Source organism: Echinicola vietnamensis DSM 17526 (assembly GCF_000325705.1).
Classification (GTDB): Bacteria; Bacteroidota; Bacteroidia; order Cytophagales; family Cyclobacteriaceae; genus Echinicola; species Echinicola vietnamensis.
Map to the genome: position 1 here is coordinate 2,743,387 of NC_019904.1, position 20,866 is coordinate 2,764,252.

19 protein-coding genes are annotated in these 20,866 nt (G+C 43.7%); 6 read left to right on the forward strand and 13 right to left on the reverse strand.

Translation table 11 applies throughout. From position 1 onward, the window contains the following. Positions 1–57: 57 nt before the first annotated feature. Entirely contained in the window at positions 58–1,542 is a 1,485-nt protein-coding gene (locus tag ECHVI_RS11255; protein ID WP_015266115.1) for a BamA/TamA family outer membrane protein, read from the reverse strand. 52 nt (positions 1,543–1,594) lie between these two features. On the opposite strand from ECHVI_RS11255, the gene yidD reads away from it, so the two are divergent. After that, a complete protein-coding gene (yidD, locus tag ECHVI_RS23310) occupies positions 1,595–1,816 on the forward strand; it encodes a membrane protein insertion efficiency factor YidD (protein WP_015266116.1) in 222 nt (73 codons plus the stop codon). Here yidD and ECHVI_RS11265 read toward each other — a convergent pair. From ECHVI_RS11265 to ECHVI_RS11285, 5 genes are all read right to left on the reverse strand, one after another. Then, positions 1,813–2,916, reverse strand: a complete 1,104-nt coding sequence (locus ECHVI_RS11265) for a prolipoprotein diacylglyceryl transferase (protein WP_015266117.1) — start codon at positions 2,914–2,916, stop codon at positions 1,813–1,815. The two genes, yidD and ECHVI_RS11265, sit on opposite strands and share 4 nt — an antisense overlap. 32 nt (positions 2,917–2,948) lie before the next feature. Beyond that, positions 2,949–4,802, reverse strand: coding sequence for an NAD(+) synthase (gene nadE, locus ECHVI_RS11270; RefSeq protein ID WP_015266118.1), 1,854 nt, complete (start codon positions 4,800–4,802; stop codon positions 2,949–2,951). Between the two features lie 90 nt (positions 4,803–4,892). Beyond that, positions 4,893–5,636 carry a ribonuclease III gene (rnc, locus tag ECHVI_RS11275; protein WP_015266119.1) on the reverse strand — a complete coding sequence of 248 codons (744 nt, stop codon included), beginning with the start codon at positions 5,634–5,636 and terminating at the stop codon, positions 4,893–4,895. 7 nt (positions 5,637–5,643) lie between these two features. Beyond that, positions 5,644–6,897 (reverse strand): beta-ketoacyl-ACP synthase II, encoded by a 1,254-nt coding sequence (fabF, locus tag ECHVI_RS11280; protein ID WP_015266120.1) that lies wholly within the window; start codon positions 6,895–6,897, stop codon positions 5,644–5,646. A 22-nt stretch (positions 6,898–6,919) separates the two neighbouring features. Then, positions 6,920–7,156: an acyl carrier protein gene (locus tag ECHVI_RS11285; protein ID WP_010855324.1), complete on the reverse strand. Its 237-nt coding sequence runs from the start codon at positions 7,154–7,156 to the stop codon at positions 6,920–6,922. Positions 7,157–7,307: 151 nt separating this feature from the next. Between ECHVI_RS11285 and ECHVI_RS11290 the strand changes: the two genes are divergently transcribed. Continuing rightward, on the forward strand, positions 7,308–7,736 hold the full coding sequence (locus tag ECHVI_RS11290) for an IPExxxVDY family protein (RefSeq protein WP_015266121.1): 429 nt from the start codon (positions 7,308–7,310) through the stop codon (positions 7,734–7,736). 19 nt (positions 7,737–7,755) lie between these two features. Next, positions 7,756–9,192 carry a pyruvate kinase gene (gene pyk / locus ECHVI_RS11295; RefSeq protein ID WP_015266122.1) on the forward strand — a complete coding sequence of 479 codons (1,437 nt, stop codon included), beginning with the start codon at positions 7,756–7,758 and terminating at the stop codon, positions 9,190–9,192. A gap of 944 nt (positions 9,193–10,136) precedes the next feature. On the opposite strand, the gene ECHVI_RS11300 is transcribed toward pyk, so the two are convergent. The 5 genes from ECHVI_RS11300 to ECHVI_RS11320 form a co-directional block, all read right to left on the reverse strand. Further along, positions 10,137–11,705 (reverse strand): NFACT RNA binding domain-containing protein, encoded by a 1,569-nt coding sequence (locus tag ECHVI_RS11300; RefSeq protein WP_015266123.1) that lies wholly within the window; start codon positions 11,703–11,705, stop codon positions 10,137–10,139. Between the two features lie 2 nt (positions 11,706–11,707). After that, a complete protein-coding gene (locus ECHVI_RS11305; protein ID WP_015266124.1) occupies positions 11,708–12,469 on the reverse strand; it encodes an MBL fold metallo-hydrolase in 762 nt (253 codons plus the stop codon). Between the two features lie 108 nt (positions 12,470–12,577). Then, the gene (locus ECHVI_RS11310; protein WP_015266125.1) at positions 12,578–12,856 is read right to left on the reverse strand and encodes a hypothetical protein; all 279 of its coding nucleotides are present in this window, start codon (positions 12,854–12,856) and stop codon (positions 12,578–12,580) included. 19 nt (positions 12,857–12,875) lie between these two features. Then, on the reverse strand, positions 12,876–13,259 hold the full coding sequence (locus tag ECHVI_RS11315) for a response regulator (protein WP_015266126.1): 384 nt from the start codon (positions 13,257–13,259) through the stop codon (positions 12,876–12,878). 1 nt (position 13,260) lies between these two features. Beyond that, positions 13,261–14,007, reverse strand: a complete 747-nt coding sequence (locus ECHVI_RS11320; protein ID WP_015266127.1) for a response regulator — start codon at positions 14,005–14,007, stop codon at positions 13,261–13,263. 50 nt (positions 14,008–14,057) lie between these two features. Between ECHVI_RS11320 and miaA the strand changes: the two genes are divergently transcribed. After that, positions 14,058–14,975 (forward strand): tRNA (adenosine(37)-N6)-dimethylallyltransferase MiaA, encoded by a 918-nt coding sequence (gene miaA / locus ECHVI_RS11325; protein ID WP_015266128.1) that lies wholly within the window; start codon positions 14,058–14,060, stop codon positions 14,973–14,975. On the opposite strand, the gene ECHVI_RS11330 is transcribed toward miaA, so the two are convergent. Next, positions 14,960–15,295 (reverse strand): hypothetical protein, encoded by a 336-nt coding sequence (locus ECHVI_RS11330; protein ID WP_015266129.1) that lies wholly within the window; start codon positions 15,293–15,295, stop codon positions 14,960–14,962. The two genes, miaA and ECHVI_RS11330, sit on opposite strands and share 16 nt — an antisense overlap. 2 nt (positions 15,296–15,297) lie before the next feature. Next, entirely contained in the window at positions 15,298–16,272 is a 975-nt protein-coding gene (gene pfkA, locus ECHVI_RS11335) for a 6-phosphofructokinase (RefSeq protein ID WP_015266130.1), read from the reverse strand. 329 nt (positions 16,273–16,601) lie between these two features. Here pfkA and ECHVI_RS11340 point away from each other — a divergent pair, with 329 nt between their 5' ends. Further along, a complete protein-coding gene (locus ECHVI_RS11340; protein WP_015266131.1) occupies positions 16,602–19,688 on the forward strand; it encodes a T9SS C-terminal target domain-containing protein in 3,087 nt (1,028 codons plus the stop codon). 32 nt (positions 19,689–19,720) lie between these two features. Further along, entirely contained in the window at positions 19,721–20,665 is a 945-nt protein-coding gene (locus ECHVI_RS11345) for a PorP/SprF family type IX secretion system membrane protein (protein WP_041739741.1), read from the forward strand. Positions 20,666–20,866 lie beyond the last annotated feature (201 nt).

The following is a 20,866-nucleotide window of genomic DNA, read 5'->3' on the forward strand; positions in this document are numbered from 1 at the left end:
AAAAAATGTGTTTGAATTAAACTGTAAAAAATGATGAAGAAATAAAAATATCGTCTTTTAAAGTGGGGCTTTGATGTTGATGAAGAAGCTGCCCACCTGCTGGCTGTTTACAGAATATTCAAACCGGAATACTTGATCGTAGAAGGTGACAAGGTCTAATCCCAGGCCATAGCCGTACAAGTAGGTGTTGGTAAGGGCTACATTTTCAGGGATGTGGTTACGGTCATTGACGTAGCCATGATCAAAATTGGCACTTATATACGCCCTGATTGGAAAAGTACTGAATTCTTCAATGGGGATGAGCTTAGAGATGTCATATGCTACGTCCAGCAGCTTATACCTGAAACTGTTTTTATGAATGATGGTTTGCTGCCCTTCGATTACATTGATCTCATATCCCCTTATAAAATCAGGAGCATAACCAATCCCCCGGACCAAAGTATATGGTTGCCTAGAGCTAAGGTAGCTGGAAGCCGAAATGCCGGTAACGAAGTGAGTTTTGTCGTTAAATCTGAAATACTTGTTGGCAATCAGGGAAATTTCGGTTTCGTTGACGTCATCATTGGTGAAGAGGCCATACCTTGTCACACCTACGTTGATCAGTTCCCCTTGAGTGGCATAGGCTACATTGTCCCTTCGATCGTGCTTGAAATAGTAGGAGGCATAAAAATACTTTTGTCGCGTACTGTCGTTTAGAAAATAATTAGGGTTTTGGGTCAATACATCCTCATGGATTTTGGTGTTGCTGAACCCGAGGGTGAGGTAATTGAAGTTATAAAAGTTGCCCCGGTAAGTGTACTGGACCGTGGCGCCTATATTCTTCCTTAAGATTTCCTCTTCCTCATTAGTGTAAAATACTTGCTTGTTATAAGCGGATTTGACAGCAATCGTCTTGTTGGTATTATAATTGACCCGAAGTGCCAGGCCATGTTCTTGGTCTTTGTCAATATAGGGGATGCTGTATACCAAGTCAAAAGCTTGGGTGAAGCCCAGCTGGCCCATGACCCGTAGTTTTTCATTACGGCCTCCCACGTTGTTATGGTTAAGTTTTAGCCCATAGTTTACGCGGGAGAGGTCCCTGTTTTGATTGATCCACCATTCGGAGAAATTTCGGTCAGCCAGGTCGAAAATAATACTGGGGATTACATACCAGCGCTCTTTTACCGAAACAAGCAGCTCTACTTCTTCGTCTTCCACAAAAAGCGGGGTGATCTCTACAGAAGTGAAGAGCTGCAGATTATAAATCCGTTGCTGATCGGTTTTGATCATGGCCAAGAACTCCTCCCAGTCGTACACCACTCCGGGAGCGACGTCCATTTCCCTGAGAATGATGTTTTTTCGGGTTTTTTCATTGCCAATGATAAAGACATTGTTGACCGTTACTTTTTCGGGGATTTGGAGGGAGTTGGCGGTTTGGGCGGTACTATCTCCGTCTTGTCCCAGTGCTCGTGTACCGTGAATCAATACCAAACCAAAGAAGCATAGTAATAACCGTGCCTTTTTGATGTACTTTTGCGGTATCGAAAAACGGATTTGTTTCACGTTGTGGAACTTTGTTTTATATTTTGGCCTTTTAATTCAAATGAACTAAATCTTGAAAACTATTTTAAGAAAAATAGCAATTTTTCCGGTGTTGTTTTATCAATACTTGATCTCGCCGATGTTTCCGGGTACTTGTAGGTATACGCCCACTTGTAGTCAATACACCAAAGAGGCCATTCTCAAGCATGGCATTATCAAAGGTGGATGGTTAGGGATCAAACGTATTGCCAGTTGCCATCCTTGGGGAGGCCATGGCCATGATCCCGTTCCCTAGTGTTTTTGGGTTGGATTGCCGATTTTTAAAGCCCTGATGACCAGAAATATCCCTCCCAGAACCAATGGGATACTCAGGGTCTGTCCCATGTTAAGGGCAAGGTTCTCTTCAAAGTCTACTTGGTTTTCTTTAAAAAACTCCCAAACAAACCGCATTCCAAAAACGGAAATCAGAAATAGGCCCAACAGCAGCCCATCCGGCAGTCTTGCTTTGTATTTACGCCAGAGGGAGTATAGAATTAAGAAAATGACAAAATAAGAAATGGATTCATAGATTTGTGTGGGGTGCTTCGCAAGCCCAAAGGTACGGACAGTGGCCAGGTAGTGATCCCCTTCATCTTTTAAGTCATAGTCCAAAGGGGAGTCCGTTGGCTCAGCCATGTATTTTTCAGTGCTGTTAAACTTGGTCAGGACGTATTTTACATCGTTTTCCAAGGTTTTTCTGAGGTCAGCTTCTTGGTAGTTCCCTTTTTTGATTTTAATGTCAATATTCACGGGCACCTGTCCATTGCCTTGCAGTTCTCCTGATCGGTCATCCGGTTTATAGGCAGCAACATGCTCCACTGGGACATTAAGGGTGCCGAGGATCTCTTCAGTGCTATGGGCGTAGACAAAGCCATTGTCCGTTCCGGTAGGCTTGCCGCCAATTTCAGAATTCATTAGGTTTCCAAACCTGATCAATGCCCCCGTCATCGCGACCACGATGACAATGCGGTCCACTACCCAAAGGTAGCGCTGATTTGGAGTGTTACGCACATAAAGCCACAGGGCTATTAAGATGGCTATTGCAGCACCGTGACTGGCGAGGCCACCTTCCCAGACCTTAAGGATTTCGATCGGGTTACTGAGGTACTTCTCGGGTTCGTAAAACAAGACATGCCCCAAACGGGCACCAATGATGGTGGCCAGAACCATGTAGATGGTTAACTTATCCACTAATCTTTCGTCGTGCCCTTCTTTTTTGAAGATATAAATGACGATTTGCTGGGAAATGATAAAGCCCAAGGCAAATAAAAGGCTGTACCATCTGATGCGATCAAAACCAGGAAAAACAGCTGGGTTGGGACTCCAGACTACGTAATCTAAAATTGTGCTGATCATTGGTCTAGTTAGTTTCTGCTAAGATAGTTTTATTATTCATCTAAACGGTCCAATTCACGTAATTCTTCTGTGAAGCCTCCCGATAGGATGGGAAACCTACACCAAGTTTTAGGATCCACATTGAAGTCATCCAAGTGGAAAGATGGAGCCAAGCGTTCCCGTTTCCATTGATTCCTGGACCAAAGCCTGAAGAATTTTTGGATATACTTTTTTAGTTGAACGGGAGAAATATCAAGTTCTTGTTTTAGGATCAGGTAAATGTCTGCTGGTTTTCGGCGATCCCTAATGGCCAGTCGCTCGATTTCCACAATCACCGGGTAGGGCATAAGGTCCTGTTCATCTGTTTGGTGTTGCTCTTGGGGTCGGAGCTCTGCAGTAGGTTGTAAAGCATTGACCTTATGAAGACCACTGTAGCCTAGGTGTTTTTCAGCCCATTGCAGCCATTGTAAAATAAAATCCTTGTCCACTGCGGCGATAGGAGAGATGCTGCCACTGGTGTCTCCATCCATGGTAGCATAACCTACATCCCCTTCACTTCTGTTTGATGTGGCCAAGAGGAGGGCGTTATTGAGGTTGGCGAGCATCCATATTGCTGGTGCACGGACCCTGGCTTGGATGTTTTGCAGGGTAATATCATCTTGGTCCCAAGTGAGCTGGCGACCAATGGCAGTTTCGATCTTCTTGGTGTAAGAACTTACCTCTGTGGAAATTTTCCAGTCATAGAAAGTAGCGCCCAAGCTTTCTGCCAAACACCGTGCGCTCTCCAGGGTATCCGCTGAAGAATTGTCTGAGCCTTGATAGGCCGTGGTAAGGATTTTTTGGACAACGGCCTTTGTCGAATTTTCTGTAGAGGATAGCTGTGAAATATGTGCCCTTTCTAAAAAAGCATCTAGCCCCAGCTCGTGAATGCCACGATGGACCATTTCGGCCACCAGTGTCGCGATGGAGGAAGAATCGGCTCCCCCGCTTAGGGAAAGTACAAAACCTGTGCTCCTGCTTTTTCTCATATAATCAAACAGCGCCAAGCAAACAGCAGCGGTAAATTCCTCATTTTTATCATGCTCTGAAACAGCTTCCTCATGAGGAATGGCATCCTTGTCGAAATCAAATGCACGTACCTGATAAGGCTTGAAAGAAAGGAGTGGATTTTTGAGGAGCAATTTACCATGTTGAGCTGCGAGGATTTCTCCATCAAAGATCATTCTGCCGGCCTCATTTCCCAATAAGTTCACATAAAAGTAGGTGGCATCTAAAGCGATACTGCTTTCGGTGACCAAGTCCTCTCTATGGGCGCTTTTCCCCATGGCAAAATGACTGGCACTCGGGTTAAATATCAAGTCTACATGCCGGTCCTTCAATCGGTACCCTGGGCGAAGGTCTCCGCGCCAAGCATCTTCGCAAATCTCAAAACCGTAGGTGATCCCCTTTTTATCAAAGACCATATCGCCAAAAGGAATGTTTTCACCAAAGAAATCCAAGGTGGTCATCTTTCCGGCCTGCCAAGGGCTAAACCAGCGAAATTCATAGTGTACCCCATCGATAGCCAGAAATTGCTTAGCCATGATGCCACGGACTTTCTGGTTTTCCAGTACAGCGGTACAGTTGTAGAGCGTTTCTCCGATTCGCACAGGAAGCCCTATGCAAATGGTGATATCCTTAGCATAGGGAAGCAGTTTCTGGAGCTGGGCTAATGATTTATCAGGGTACCATCGGCTCAGGAATAAGTCTTCGCTGCCATAACCTGTAATGGCCAATTCGGGAAAACACAAAAGTTCGATGCCCTGTGATTTGGCTTCTTGGATGGCATCCGTGATGTTTTTGAGGTTGCCTTCCCAGTCCAGTGGGGTTTGGTTGACGGTGGCTCCACCTATTTTCAAGATTGACATATAGCAAGGTAAGTTTGAAGGTGACTTTCCCTGTGATGCAGGTGGAAAGTTCGTTCAAAACCAATTAACATAAGTGGCAAATATAGGGTTCTATAAGGCCAATTTTAGTTTTTCGAAAGCATTTTTTGCGGCTTCTTGCTCGGCTTTCTTTTTTGTAGGCCCTTTTCCTTCGGTGAAAACCTCTCCTTCGACCTTCAGTTCGATCGTAAATTCCTTAAATCGCTGCGTTCCGGTAACGGACTGCAGAAAGAACTCTACCTCCTTGTTCTCCCTTTGCGACCATTCGATGATCTTACTTTTGAAGTTCGTGACTGTGGTGATGATATTATCAAGGTCAAAGTAAGGGGAAAGGATCTTGCTCAGGATAAATTGACGACAAAAAATATATCCTCGGTCCAAGTATACCGCACCCACGAGGGCTTCTAGGGTGTCACCATAAATGGATTTGTGCGAATATAAGCCTTTATCGGACAGGTCGGATTCGACGATGTTGGAAAGACCTATTTTTTGTCCTACCCGGTTGAGCGATTCCCGGTTGACGATTCGTGACCGCGTCTCCGTAAGAAAGCCTTCGTCCCGATAAGGAAACTTCATGAAAAGGTGCTCTGCCACGACAGTTCCCAGCACCGCATCACCTAAAAATTCCAGGCGCTCGTTAGAAGCTTTAACGCCATGTTTGATTTCTTCTGCAGCAGAGGAATGGCGCACGGCCAGTTTATATAAAGATAAATTCAAAGGCTTGCTGCCGACCATTAACTTGATGGCAGCAGCAAGCCTTTTATCTTTTTTGTTATAAAGTAGTTCGTGTAATCTGAGTTTTCGAAATATTTTCAAGGTCGGTTTACTCAGTTAATTTTTTGAAAATGACAGATGCATTGTGTCCGCCAAATCCAAAGGTATTACTCAAAGCTACGTTTACTTCCCGCTCCTGAGCCTTGTTGAAAGTCAAGTTCAGCTTTTCATCAAACGCTTCATCTTTGGTGAAGTGATTGATGGTCGGCGGTACCAAATTATGGTTGATGGCCATAATGGAAGCAATGGCTTCAATGGCCCCGGCGGCACCCAGAAGGTGGCCAGTCATGGATTTGGTACTGCTGATATTCAGGTCGTAAGCATGATCGCCAAAAATACGTTGAATGGCTTTGATTTCACTTACGTCCCCTAATGGAGTGGATGTACCGTGTACATTGATGTAATCTACCTCTTCCGGCTTTATTCCAGCATCCTCCAGCGCGAATTTCATCACATTGCCTGCACCGACACCTTCAGGGTGAGGGGCGGTAATGTGGTGGGCGTCTGCAGACATGCCGCTTCCGATGATTTCTGCGTAGATTTTGGCTCCACGTGCTTTAGCGTGTTCGTATTCTTCCAAGATAATGGCTCCTGCGCCTTCGCCAAGGACAAAACCATCACGGTCGTTGTCAAATGGGCGGGAGGCAGTTTCCGGGGAGTCATTTCTCTGGGAAAGTGCTTTCAGCGCATTGAAACCTCCTACACCGGCTTCCGTGACGGCCGCTTCAGAACCTCCGGAAACAAAGACATTTGCTTTGCCCAATCGGATATAATTATAAGCATCGATCAGTGCGTTGGTGCCCGAGGCACACGCTGATACGGTCACGAAGTTCGGCCCTTGGAGACCATATTTCATGGAAATAAATCCTGCGCTGATATCAGCGATCATTTTGGGAATAAAGAACGGATTAAAACGAGGTGTTCCATCACCTGTAGCAAAACTGGCTACTTCGTCCTGAAAAGTCTTCAAGCCTCCAATGCCAGAGCCCCATATCACACCGGCCTTGCTAAGATCTATCTTATCAAGGTCCAGCCCAGAGTCGTTCATGGCTTCCTCAGCTGCAATGACTGCATACTGGGTGAAAGGATCCATTTTACGGGCTTCTTTCCTATCAATAAATTGCTCAATGTCGAGGCCTTTGACCTCGCAAGCAAATTGCGTCTTAAATTGGGAGGCGTCGAATCTAGTAATAGGAGCAGCACCGCTCACACCATTAGCAAGACCTTTCCAGTACTCTGGGACGGTGTTGCCTAATGGCGTGAGGGCGCCTAGACCTGTTACTACAACTCTTTTTAAATTCATAAATGAATTTTGAGTAGTTAAATTATTTTACGTTTGCTTCCAGGTAGCTTACAGCTTGACCTACAGTGCCGATTTGCTCAGCTTGGTCATCTGGAATAGAAATGTTGAATTCTTTTTCGAATTCCATGATAAGCTCAACCGTATCCAAAGAGTCAGCGCCAAGATCATTGGTGAAGCTTGCTTCAGGAGTTACTTCAGATTCTTCTACGCCTAACTTATCCACGATAATGGCTTTTACTTTTTGTGCAATTTCAGACATTTTGTGATTAGTTTAGTTAAAACACTCCGCAAAGAAATATATTTAATACCTTAATGTCAAAAAAAACCGTTAACTAAATTTAAGATATTCCGGTGAAACATTGAAGTTGACCAATAATTTTTAATTTTGTTGTTTTAAAAATCCTTCCTTCATGAGGAAAACAAAACTCCAAGTAGAACACGATTATGAATTTGATCTCATAGGGCTGGTAGCTCCTTTAAAGGACTACAAGATGGCCTGGGTGGTGAATAGTTCCTTGGGAATCAGGATGATAAAAATCGGTGATTTTGAATTGGATTTCTTAAATCGGCCAGGGCTAATTATTTCCCGGTATATTTTGGAAAAAGATCATGGCTATATTCAGTTATTAAAGAACCGTTCTTTTTCAGATTCGGGACAAACACTGTATCTTGTGCCAGAATTAAAGATTATGGATTATTTTCTCCTACTTCAGGATTTCACCCAGGAGACTAACCTTAATCACTGTATAGGTCAGCTGTCACAAAGCAGCTATGTCCAGAATGTAGTAAGGCTGGATGTGACTAAGCTGAAATCAAAGGAGAACCTATTAACCTATTAAATATTATAATATATAAACCATGAACTTATCCATCGCGAATAAGAAAACCAAGATTTTGGCCACTGTTGGTCCGGCTTCTAATAACGAAAAGACGCTTACCGAGCTGGTAAAGGCCGGAGTAAATGTGTTTAGGCTGAATTTTTCCCATGGAAACCATGAAGTGCACGCAGAAGTGATCAAACTGATCCGTAAAATCAACAAGGATTACGGATGGAACGTGGGAATTTTGCAAGATTTGCAAGGCCCTAAGATCCGAGTAGGTGAAGTAGAGAACAATGGCGTGGAGATCAAAGAAGGTGATCCGATAACCATTACAAATGAGCCAGTAGTGGGGACACCATCACTCGTGAGCACGGTGTACCAAAACCTTCCCCGTGATGTGGTCCCCGGTGACAGAATCCTGATTGATGATGGTAATTTAGAGGTGTCCGTTAACAGCACCGACGGCAAAAATGTTAATTGTACGGTGGTGCATGGTGGTATTCTGAAGTCCAGAAAAGGCATCAACCTTCCCAATACCAAGGTGAGTGCGCCTTCCCTGACAGAAAAGGACGTGGAAGACTTGGCTTTTGGTTTGGATAATGAGGTGGATTGGATTGCCCTTTCATTCGTGCGTTCTGCCGAGGACATCATTGACCTAAAAAAGAGAATTGAAGCTAAAGGGAAGGGATGTAAGATCGTCGCAAAGATCGAAAAACCTGAAGCCCTGGATAATATCGATGAAATCATCGAAGTGACCGATGGTGTCATGGTGGCACGTGGAGACCTAGGGGTGGAAGTGCCCATGGAAATGGTGCCGTTATGGCAAAAAAGAATCGTTGAAAAATGCAAGCAAGCCAGTAAGCCGGTAATTATCGCCACGCAAATGCTGGAGAGCATGATCCAAAATCCGCGTCCTACCCGTGCCGAGACCAATGATGTAGCCAATGCCGTATTGGACGGTTCAGACGCCGTAATGCTGTCTGCTGAAACAGCTTCAGGGGCTTATCCTGTTCATGCTGTGGAAGCCATGACCAAAGTAATCCAGTATGTAGAAAAGAATTCGGATGTTTACCATTACCTATACGACATCCCAGAGTCAAGCGAATATTTCGTGAGCAACAATGTCATCATGATGGCTTCAGGGCTGTCTAAAAATGTAAACGCAAAGGCCATTGTGGGCATTACTGCATCAGGCTTTACTGCTTTCCGAATCGCTTCTCATCGGCCATTTGCCAAAAACTTTGTCTTTACCCACAATAAGACCTTGATCACACAGTTGAGCTTGGTATGGGGCGTGACGGCTTATTTCTTCGAGGGCAAGCAAGTATCTACCGATGATACCATTACCTTTATCCAAGACACGTTGAAGGAAAAAGGTCATCTGAAAGTCGGTGATATCATGATCAATACGGCAAGTATGCCGCTCCAAAATAAAGGAAAGACCAATATGTTGAAAATCCACATGGTGGAATAGTCAGGGGTAATTTGAATACAGCCTAATTAACCTCTTCTGGTTTTTTAGCAAGACATAACAGATAGCATCGGGTGTAGGCTCGATGCTATTTTATTTTACTGGGTGATAGGAGAAAGATCAAGGAAAAAGGCTGGGGACAATCTGTGGGTTTCCAACTATTCGGATCAAGCAATATTTCTGGGGGGATGATTTTTGATATGTTCTTATGAAAGAAAATTTCACACCGCTAAAACGATGGGTTTCCTCCATCTGCTCGATTGGGCTTTAACGGGAAGTTGTGGAAAATAGGGCGGTCAATGCGGGTTAAACGGAAAACGTTGAATGGGTTAATTTACCATGGGCTTCACCCATGGCTATGAATGTGCCGAGGTTGTTTCATAAATAAATAATCCGTCATCACGAGCGGAGTGAAGTGATCTCGATGTACTTTCATTGCACGTATGACGAGATTGCTTCTTCCGATATCCATCGGAATCGTAATGACGAGGACTTATGAGACAACCTCTGGCTTTTGACTTTACATCATACACCATACCACGGATCAAGCAATATTGCTGAGGGCAACTTTATTTAAAAGGATGCTATTTCATCTATGAACTGGATGAATCCAAGCTTGGCCTAGAAGTCCTCTTCAAAGCCAAAGGCATGGGCATCGTAAACTTTTAAGTCATGTAACCTACGGATAAAAGATTTGAACACGGATTTGCCATTTCTTAATCATCCTATCTGTGTTTATCAGCGTTCATCCGTAGCAAAATAGCCACCAAAGGTGGCGAAGAACATATTTACCCATCGAAATAGGCTACCCTCCATCTTTTCTGCTTGATCCAATTATTCCATGCCGATGGCAGATGGAGCCGGTAATTATGAAAGTGCATTCCCTCAGAATTATAGCTCGTACAGAAGTGAATTCGTGTTTCAAGGCTGGATGGCTAAACTGAGATCTAATTCCCGACGGGTCCCTTTGGAGAGACCATGAGTACTTTCTCCTGATCGACCATTACGGCACCAGAAGGAGATCCTTTTACTTTCCTGACATATTTGCAAGGGGTGTATATCACCGCAGCCAAGGTTTCGTTTTTGCTTTTGGAATAGAAAGCGGCCAATTCAGCGGCCCTTTCCAAGGTGTTTTGGGGGATGGTTTGCCCAGACCTGTATTTGATGATGACGTGGGATCCCGCCACATCCTTGGCATGGAGCCACATGTCGTCTTTCCAACTGTAATATCGGAGCATTTGGTCATTCGCTTTAGCGGATTTGCCCACTAAAATTTCAAAACCATCGATATCAAACCGTTTAAAAGGTAGGTTGGTTTGTGATTCTTTGGTCTTGGAGGATAGTTGATGGTGTTTAGAGAAATCTCGTAATGTCTTGAAATTTTTTATGCTGGCTAGCTCTTCTAGCAATGATTCCAGTGTTAGGTAATATTCCTCCTTCTCACTAATGTTTTTTTCTAACTGCTGCACTTCAATTTTCCTGTTTTTGGATTTTCTGTACAGGTTTTCAGCATGTTTTTGTGGCGTAACACCTTTTTTTAGAGGAATGGTCACCTCTTTGTTTTGATAAAAATCAAATAGGCGGGCTTCTTCTGCTCCGTGTGGAATTTGATGAAGGTTTGCCATGATGATGTCAGCTACCTGACTAGGGGGAGCACTGCTTTTCAGTTCTTCTAATTTTTTAGCGGTCTTGTTCAGGTATGCCCATGTCTTTTTTTTCTGGTCTTCCAGGTTTTTTACCAAGTGGTTTTTTTCCTTCTCAAATGCCTGATGGACTACGGTGTATTGGAAGTATTCATTACAAGCCTCTAGTGGATTTGCAGAAGTGTATACGGGGGAGTTGGCTGGGAGCAGCGTAAATTGGTATTCATGCTCCTTTTTGACGATGCTGAACAATGGTGCGTTTAACATGTCGATCATTTCTTGCATCAACTGCCATTTTTGGGGAAGGTCTGCCTCAATGTAGCCATGGGATTTCAGCCATTCTCGGGGGATTTTTCCAAGCGTAGGCAGAAAAGTAGCAGCCTTTCCATTTTGTCTGATAAATTCCTCGTGCGACAGGTCAAGGTTCTTTTCCAGATCACCTAATAGAATATTATGATCTTCCTTTAATTCATTTCTGAACAGCGTAATAGCAGATGCTTGCTTGGTTTGATCAAAAAGGAGGATGTTTGACCGGTTGCCGTGAAGTTTGAAGAGCAGGGTCCTGCCCGTTTTAAAATCAATCCTAAACGCCCTTTCAAAAGATAGCACACGAACACTTGTTACTTGGTCTCCCAGTAAGGCAGAAAACAGGTCTACACTGTTTTTTTTACTCCTTTTATAGTCTTTTGGAAAGCAGATGCACGTATTGGAAGGACTGAGGTTAGCCCGTATGTAATGGGATCGTTCATTGTTCGCGAAACCCAAAACAAGTTCGTCACGGTGCTGGGAGAAACAAATGCTCAATTCCAGCCCGTTCAGGACGCGTTCCACTTCTGGACAGAGGTATTTTAAGAAATGGTAGTTCAGGTGCATGGTTAAAGGCTGATCGTAAGGCCGTCATAGGCCAAGAAGACATTGTCCGGTAGTTTGCTTTCTACGTTTTGCTGGGTGCCAAGCTTGTGGCTGATATGGGTGAGATAGGCTTTCTCTGGTTTGATAATATCAATAAGCTCCAAGGCTTCAGAAAGCGTGAGGTGAGAGAGGTGTTCCTTGATTTGAAGGGCATTTAGTACCAAGATTTTTGTTCCTCTCACTTTATCAAGCTCTTCTTCCGCAATGTATTTTGCATCGGTAATGTAGGTAAAATCTTTTATACGGTAACCAAATACTGGAAGCTTATAATGCATGACCAAAATGGGGGTAAATGTCGTTCCTAGCACTTCAAACGGCTGGTTGCTGATTTCATGGGTGACTACTTGGGGAACTCCAGGGTATTTTTTAGGGGCGAATACATATGAGTATTCCCGTTGGAGTTGGTTTAGGACAGCAGGAGTGCCATAGAGTGGCATGTCTCTCATCTGCATGAAATTAAACGGCCTGATGTCATCCATGCCGGCAGTGTGGTCTTTATGCTCGTGGGTATAGATGATAGCATCCAACTCGTTGATGCCTTCACGGAGCATTTGCGCCCTGAAATCGGGGCCAGTGTCGATTACAAAACTATTGTCGTCTACTTTCAGATGGATGGAACTTCTAAGTCGTTTGTCCCTGAAGTCGATTGAACTGCACGTTTCGCATTTACAGCCGATTACGGGGATGCCTTGTGATGTTCCTGTTCCTAGAAAAGTAACTTTCATTTGTTTTTCGTTGTTCTTGAGTCTTTTGCTTTCCGCTGGCATAGAAAATAAGTGAGATAGCCATAAATATGGAAAGTAGGCCCTGAGCACACAGCGGGCTTTTTGTGATCAGAGCTTTAATTCAGTCTGTTGAAGCTCTACATAGAAGTCTTGGTTTTTTTTGTTTTTGAATTCCTTAGGGTTGAAATCAAGCTCTTTCAAAATATCGATTAGGGTATTGACTTTCCCTTCCAACGTGTAATATTTATTGATTATTACGACTTTGGTGTCTTTTAAGATACAGTACCCAGACTTAAAGTTCCCCTTTTCATACCGAAGCATATAGTCCGATTCAGCAAAAAGACTTTCTATTTTATCCAGATAAGTTTTTGTGTACTTTATTGCCATCAGGAAAATTCAATAAGGATTATTTCGGTCCAAGATGTTTTTTGACGGTGGACAATAGGAGATCGTAGTCCAAGGGCTTTTGCAGGTAGTCATTTAGACCAGCTTGTTTGAAATCCTCCATGGTGTAGTTTTTGTAGTTGCCGGTGATGGCTATGATAGGAATGGCAGCTTTTTTAGGGTCACTAAGAGCCCTGATGGCTTTGGTACATTCGATACCATCCATTTTTGGCATGTTTATATCCATGAGAATTAGGTCGTAATCTGCTTCCGCCAGTTTATCCAATACTTGCTTACCATTCTTCACAGCGGTAATTTCATAATTTTCAAACAAAAGGACATTTTTTGTCAGGTTGATGATAACCGAACTATCTTCAGCTACTAAAACTTTTTTGCTCTCGCTCATTTTAAGATAGGTTGTTTAATTCTTTCAAATGCGATTTGAATACCTTGAGTTGTTCTTGCAATGTTAAATAATCTTCAATAATACCATTATATTTTGAGTCTTTTAATTTTTGCTCCAGAATACTGGCGTGTTTAAACAATATCTTTGCTCCCAAGGTACCAGAGTTTCCTTTTAATATATGAAGTTTTTCATCAATTTCTGAATATTTTCCATCATCAATTATCAATTTGATTTCATCCAAAAGCGTCTGCGCTTCTTCAAAGAAGTCTTCATAGACGGTTTTGATATCTTCATTTGTGTTGTATTTTTTCAGTTGGTTGTATACCTTTTGGTCCAGTATGTCATGGTCGTCATGGGCCGAATGGATGGATGATTCCAGGGATTTTTTGTGAAGATGATTGCTGATGCTCTCCAGTAGGTCCTTGGGTTTTACAGGTTTATCGATAAAGTCGTCAAAACCTGCAGATAAAAAGTAATCCCGGTCTGTCTGGTCAGAGTAAGCTGATATGGCGATGACCGGTGCAGCGGTAAGCCCTTCAGCTTTGATGATTTTAAGGGCAGTGATGCCGTCCATAATGGGCATTTGAATGTCCATTAAGATAAGGTCAAAATTTTCGCTTTTTATTTTGTCAATAGCTTCCTGTCCATTTTCAGCTGATGAAAACGGAAAATTGTGACAGATGATGTTTTCAAAAACTTTTCTGTTTAGGTTGTTATCGTCTACTATTAATATCCTTTTGTTTTCCATGACCTAATCCTCTAATTTTGGGCCATTGGTTCCCTAAATTTATGTGAAGGTTGTTGGTGAAAAATGATAAATATCTTCTAGTGGTAGCTGGGCCTACGGCCGTAGGCAAAACTGATTTATGCATAAAGCTAGCCAAAAATTTTAAAACTGCTATCATAAGTTCTGATAGTCGGCAATTCTATAAAGAAACGAATATTGGTACGGCCAAACCCTCACCTGCAGAAATGCAGGATGTGCCTCATTATTTTGTGGATAATCTGTCTGTTTACGAGGATTATGACGTAAGGAGATTTGAAAAGGACGCCCTGCAGGTTTTGGAAAAATTATTTGAAACCCATGATGTGGTGATTATGACTGGTGGGTCAGGGCTTTATATAGATGCCGTTTGCAATGGCTTTGATCCGATTCCGGATATAGATCCCGAAATACGAAAATCCCTCAATCAATTTTATCAAGAAAATGGCATTAAAGCCTTGCAGGACAAGCTTGCTGCATTGGACCCTGATTATTTCAAGGAAGTGGATATCCATAATCCGCAACGGTTGATCAGGGGATGTGAAGTTACTTTAGGAACCGGTAAGCCTTTTAGTAGCTATCGCAATAGAGGGCATGCAAAGAGGCCTTTTCAAGTAATTAAAATTGGCTTGTGGCGAGAACGAGAAGAGCTTTATGACAGGATCAATATGCGCATGGATGCCATGATTGCCTCGGGGTTATTTGAGGAAGCAGAAAGATTGTTTCCACTGCGGTCATTGAATGCCTTGCAGACGGTAGGCTATACTGAAATATTTGGCTATTTGGAAGGTAACTATGATAAAGAAGAGGCCATAAGATTGCTCAAAAGAAACTCCAGAAGGTATGCGAAGAGACAGATGACCTGGTTTCGAAGGGATGAAGAAATGAAATGGTTTTCGCCTGATGAGTATGAACAAGTAGTCACTTATGTCGAAGGTCAAATGGGCCCCTGACCCGTGAATTTGGCTACAAGACTATACGGCTTGGTCTGGATCAATTGATTGTACTGGTGTTTTAGGAGCTTGGTCCGGCCGAGCTGACGCTGAACGGCTGAGGCTTCGGGATGGCCGGTGGTGAGCAGGTGCTGAATTCCTTTTTCCACATCGGTAAGATCGGTCCCCAATTCGCGATGGAGGGCTGTTTCAAGGTTTTTTCGAAGCCCCAACAAAGCAGCTTTATATTGTTCTCTTTTTTGCTTGATGCTAAAACTGACCACCATGCCAAAGAGTAATATAAAGCCTGCTGAGGTGAGTATTATTGGTAAAAAACCCATGCTTAAATACTTAAAATTTCGATAAGTTTTAAGGTGTCTTTATTTAAGGGTTTGCTTTTGGTGATACAATCTTCAAAGCTAGTATATACCACTTCATCATGGATAATACCGGCCATGCAGTTGGCTTGTCCGTTCATGAGTCCTTCTACGGCGGCCATGCCACATCTACTCGCCAACATTCTGTCTTTACCGGTAGGGTTTCCTCCCCGTTGGATATGGCCGAGTGTGGTTACTTTGAAGTCTTTGGTGTCGTCATTGATGATGTTTTTGACCTTTTCCATGATTTCGGCAGCACTGCCTTCCTCGTCACCTTCTGCCACGACGATAACGCTGGAGGTCTTCGTTTTACGGGAGCCTTTGAGCTTTTCTACTACCTCATGGAGAGTGGTCTTGGTTTCAGGTACCATGACCATTTCTGCTCCTCCTCCGAGTCCACATTCCACGGCGATATAGCCACTGTCCCTACCCATTACTTCGATAAAGAAGATGCGGTCGTGAGCGGCAGCAGTATCCCGGATTTTATCGATTGCTTCCAAGGCAGTATTGATGGCGGTGTCAAATCCAATGGTAAAGTCGGTGCCGTATATGTCATTGTCTATCGTGCCTGGGCAGCCGATAGTGGGAATCCCATATTCCTCATAAAATACCTTGGCACCAGTAAAAGTACCGTCTCCACCAATGGCCACTAATCCTTCAATTCCATGTTTTTGTAATTGCTCGTAAGCTATTTTTCTGCCTTCTTTGGTGCGGAATTTTTCACTACGGGCAGATTTAAGGATAGTACCTCCACGCTGGACAATATTACTTACTGCATGGGATTCCATTTTTTGAATCTCGCCATTGATCATGCCATCGTAGCCGTACATGATTCCGTACATTTCCATCCCATGGAAGATCCCGGTACGGACGACAGCCCTGATGCAAGCATTCATGCCAGGTGCGTCGCCACCCGAGGTTAATACTGCAATTTTCTTCATCGGTTTAATTATAGGTTTTATAGTGAGCCAAAATTAAGCATTAATGAATGGAATTGTAATTAATTGGATAATTCTTTTGTCTCGTTTGTGCCATCGCCAATAGTGATGGCCTATGTGTTCATGGAAAATTAATTGGTTAAAAATACAATTTTCTGGTGATTTTTTTTTTAAGGGTTGATGCTTTATTATATTTGTTTTACACCTACTTAGTAAAATTTTATTTTATAATTTTTAATTTCATATAAATATAGTTTTGTGTTTTTGAAACCTATTTATGTGGATTTTGTAAAATTATAGACTGCGTTAATTGAGACCAGACACGAGAAGATATGAAAAGAACACTACTCTTTAGCATTATTGGTGTAATGCTGTACGGTATTGCCTATCCAAATTCTGATAAGGCAATGGCCGGGGCTGCACCAGTAATCAACACTACCCCGGGCTATACGGAATTTGAGCCTGGAGAAGGCGCTGTAACCATTGATGGAGCGGTTTCAGTGTCAGATGAGGATTCACCAAAAGCCTCTAAAGCCATCGTTAAACTTACCAACCTGTTGGATGGTGGCAATGAAATAATTAACATCGGCCCTGATGTGGTGGATTTGGCCAATGATAGTGGCCTCACGGTAAATTATAATTTTACCAGTGGCGAACTGACCATTACGGGTGAAGCTGATTTCTCTGTGTACCAGCGGATTTTTAGGGAGGTGACCTATAATAATGTTTCGCGCTTTCCAAATACAGAAGATAGGGTGGTATCCTATGCTATTTTTGATACCGATGGAAACCAAAGTGCTGATCAATTCCGAATCATTAAGATCAAAAATGTTCCGGCTGTCATCACCGACATGGAAGTGGTGCCTGAAGGCGTGTACGGTATTGGTGATGCGGTGTCTATTGTTCTTACGCTGAACAGGCCCGTTTGGGTCAATGGAGGTGTCCCTGCACTGACCTTATTGATTGGTGATAAGACTGTATCGGCTACCTATACATCAGGGTCTGGTTCTGATGAATTGGTGTTTAGTTATACTGTAGAAGAAGGTGATTTGGATGGGGATGGCGTGGCATTCACTGGAGCGGTGGCGTTAGAAGGAGCCAGTGTCGTGGACAGTGAAGATGAACCTGCCGATCTTACCATTGACCAGTTTCCGGATACTTCGGGTGTTTTGGTAGATGGAATCCGTCCAATCGTATCAGCAGTGACATTGCCCGAAGAGGGTACATATTCAGTTTGCGGGGCCAATGTGATGACATTCACGTTGGCCATGAGTGAGCCCGTGACGGTTGATGCAGGGGTGGTGTTAAACGTGGTAATGGATTCAGGGGAGGTGACTGCCACTTTGGATGCCGAAAAAAGTAGCGCGGAAAGTTTGGTCTTTAATTACGCAGTAGTTTCGGGAAATCAGGACGAAAACGGTATTGTCGTGAGGGCTTTAACACTCCATGGAGAAGGGATTAAGGATCAAGCTGGAAATGAATTGACCGATGTAGGAATGGACCACGCGGCGATTCCAGCGGAGAATAATATTTTAATAGACGGATCAGCCCCGCCGCCGCCGCAAGTGACAGGTGTAAGTCCGGATACAGGGGTTTCCGATAGTGACCAAATCACGAATACTGCTGCCATTTCCGTTACGGGAACGGCTGAGCCGAATATGACAGTGAACCTTCTTGTAAATGGCGATAAGGTAGGAGAGGCGATGACTGATGAAAATGGCCTTTGGTCCTATGATGCGACCGCCTTAGCGTGGGAGGAGGGGCAATATGAATTGTCTGCCACAGCAGGTGATGGGGAATGTAACCCTAGTGAGGCAAGTAATAGTATGTTACTGACATTAGATCTAACTGGTCCTGAACTTACCACGGTTAATCAAGAGGTTAATTTGGGGGCGAACGGAGAAGCTTCAGTAACGGTGTCCTCTCTTGTGGAGGGGGTAAGCGATAATTTTACCTCAGCGGAAGAAATAGTACTCGCCGTTGATACCGAAGTATTTACCTGTGATCACTTGGGAGAGAATGAAGTCACGGTTACCGCTACTGATGCAGCCGGTAACGTAGCAGAGAAGCTCGCCATAGTCACCGTGACCCTTAGCAATGACCTTTCTTTTACCGTAGAAAATGTGGAAATGGCATTGGATGAGAATGGAGAGGCTGAAGTTTCCGTGGATCAGTTGGTTACCGGAATCAGCGGAACCTGTTTGACCATGGAGGATTTTACTTTTGAGCTCAGCAAGTCGGTCTTTGGATGTGCGGATGTAGGAACCAATGAAGTAGAAATCACCGTGAGCGGAGCGCAAGACTTTGTAAGGGTATTGACCGCATCTGTAGTGATAATGGATAATACACCTCCTGTCGTCACTGGAACGGCAGCGAACATCGATGTGTATGTGGATGCATCTGGGGAACATGTGCTTGCGGATTATCTTGAGTTGTTGACCATTTCGGATAACTGTACAGTGGCCATGCAGGCCCAAAACCCTGCAGCGGGCACCGTCCTCAGCGGTTATGAAACGCCCCACCCCATAACAGTGACGGCAGTAGATCAGGCGGGAAATGAAACAACGTATGAATTCACCATTACCTTGAAAAGCAATATCATTGCTTCCTTAGTAGATCCTGAGGTGTTGACGGTGACGTGGGGGACCTTGCCGGAGGTTCTTCCTGTGCCAGATCAGGTAGAAGTGGTTTTGGTTTCCGGAGCCACTGCCATGGTAGATGTGGTATGGGACATACAGCATTATGATGAAATGACACCTGGGATATATCAAAATGGGGGTGTTTTGGAATTGGGGGATGAGTACAGCTATACCGGTGATCAGCAGCCAAGCCTGACGATAATGGTAGATGAGAAATCACTGCCTGAGGATATATTACTAAGTGATGATGAGTTTTCGGTAGAGGATGATCCCAATGCACCATTGGGCATATTGACAACAGTAGATGAAGATGATGATCAGCATACCTATGCTCTTGTGGGTGAAAATGAGGATGAGCAATATTTTTATCTGTTAGGAGACAGGTTGTTTTGGTCACCGGCAGACATGCCTGATGGCCAGCAGGAATTTGTCATTACGGTAAGCAGCACCGACAGGGTAGGAAATAGCATCTCCAAGACTTTCACCATTACACGGTCCAAGCCTGATTTGGATGACTTGCAGATTAGTAACGTGTTTAGCCCCAATGGAGACGGGATAAATGACGACTGGGGAGTTTCCTCATTACGTTTTTATGGTGAGGTGAAGTTGATGATTTTTGAAAGGAGTGGTAAGATGGTCTTTGTGACGTACAATCCTGAAGAGCGATGGAATGGTCGGTATGAAGGCGGGGATATGCCCGTGGGAGCATATTATTATGTGATCGAATTAGGGGAAGAACGGCAGAAGCGAAGAGGAGTCTTAAACCTTATCAGAAACTAATTCCAACAGTGGTGACCATGAAAAGCAACGACATGAAAAGAATTCTATTTATATTCCTGTTAACGACCGCATTGTTAAGCCAAGGATACGGTCAGAGCCGAAAGTACTTTAGTTATTTTAATGCTCTCCAAAGTTATTATAATCCAGCAATGGTAGGCTTGGAAGGGAGCAGTGCAAGGAGCATTGTCAGGAATCAATGGGGCGGTATTGATGGTGCTCCCAAAACGGTATATGGTAGTGTGGAAGGTGATTTTGCCCAGATGGGGGGAAATGACAGTGTGCCGTCCATTGGTCGAAATGCCATTGGGCTTTCCGTCATGTATGACAAACATGGCGCCTTTACCGAGACGGAATTACTGCTTAATTATTCCAATCGTATTCGCTTGTCCGAAAAACACCACTTGGGATTGGGGATAGGAGTGAAATACCAAAACACGGAATTGGATGGCATGGCATTGACTCCAGAGCAGTCTGATGACCCTTCGCTTTCCCAGTATTTGGGGGGATTTGCAGAGATGAAGTTCTTGGACTTTAATTTTGGCATGGCCTTGAGGCATCGCCAATACTATGTGGGGTATGCGGTTCAAAATATTGCCGCAGGAAAAATTTCATCAGGGGACGGGTTTTACAATGAGCGACCCATGAGCCATAACGTTCAGGCGGGGTATAGGGGAAAAGTGAGCGAGCAAATCGGCATGGCAGGAAATGTACTATACCGTGTTCAGGAAGACTTGCCATATAATGCCGAGTTTAATGTAAAGGCGCTTTTTATGGAACACGTTTGGATAGGTGTAGGACATCGAGTGGATTATTCGACGGGCCTTCAGGCAGGTTTTTTGATGAACCGGGTCAGCGTTGGGTACAGCTATGAGATGGCCACCCGACGGCAGTCGAAGATGTACGGGAGTACTCATGAGTTTATGGCCTCTGTTAGGCTGTTTGATCACTATGGAAAAGGAATTTTTGGAATGTGGTAATCCCCGTTTATATCAAACCTAAAAAAACGTTCTATTCCAAGGACGTTTTTTTTATATTCGCATGTCGCTAGCGGACAAATGTGTTAAAAAGTTTTGTTACAAAAAGCATTTATTTTAATGTTTAATACTTTTTAATATATTTGTTTTAATATGTTAATGGGTGAAGTGAAAAGATGTTCCGCTGGGAGCCTAAAAGATAAA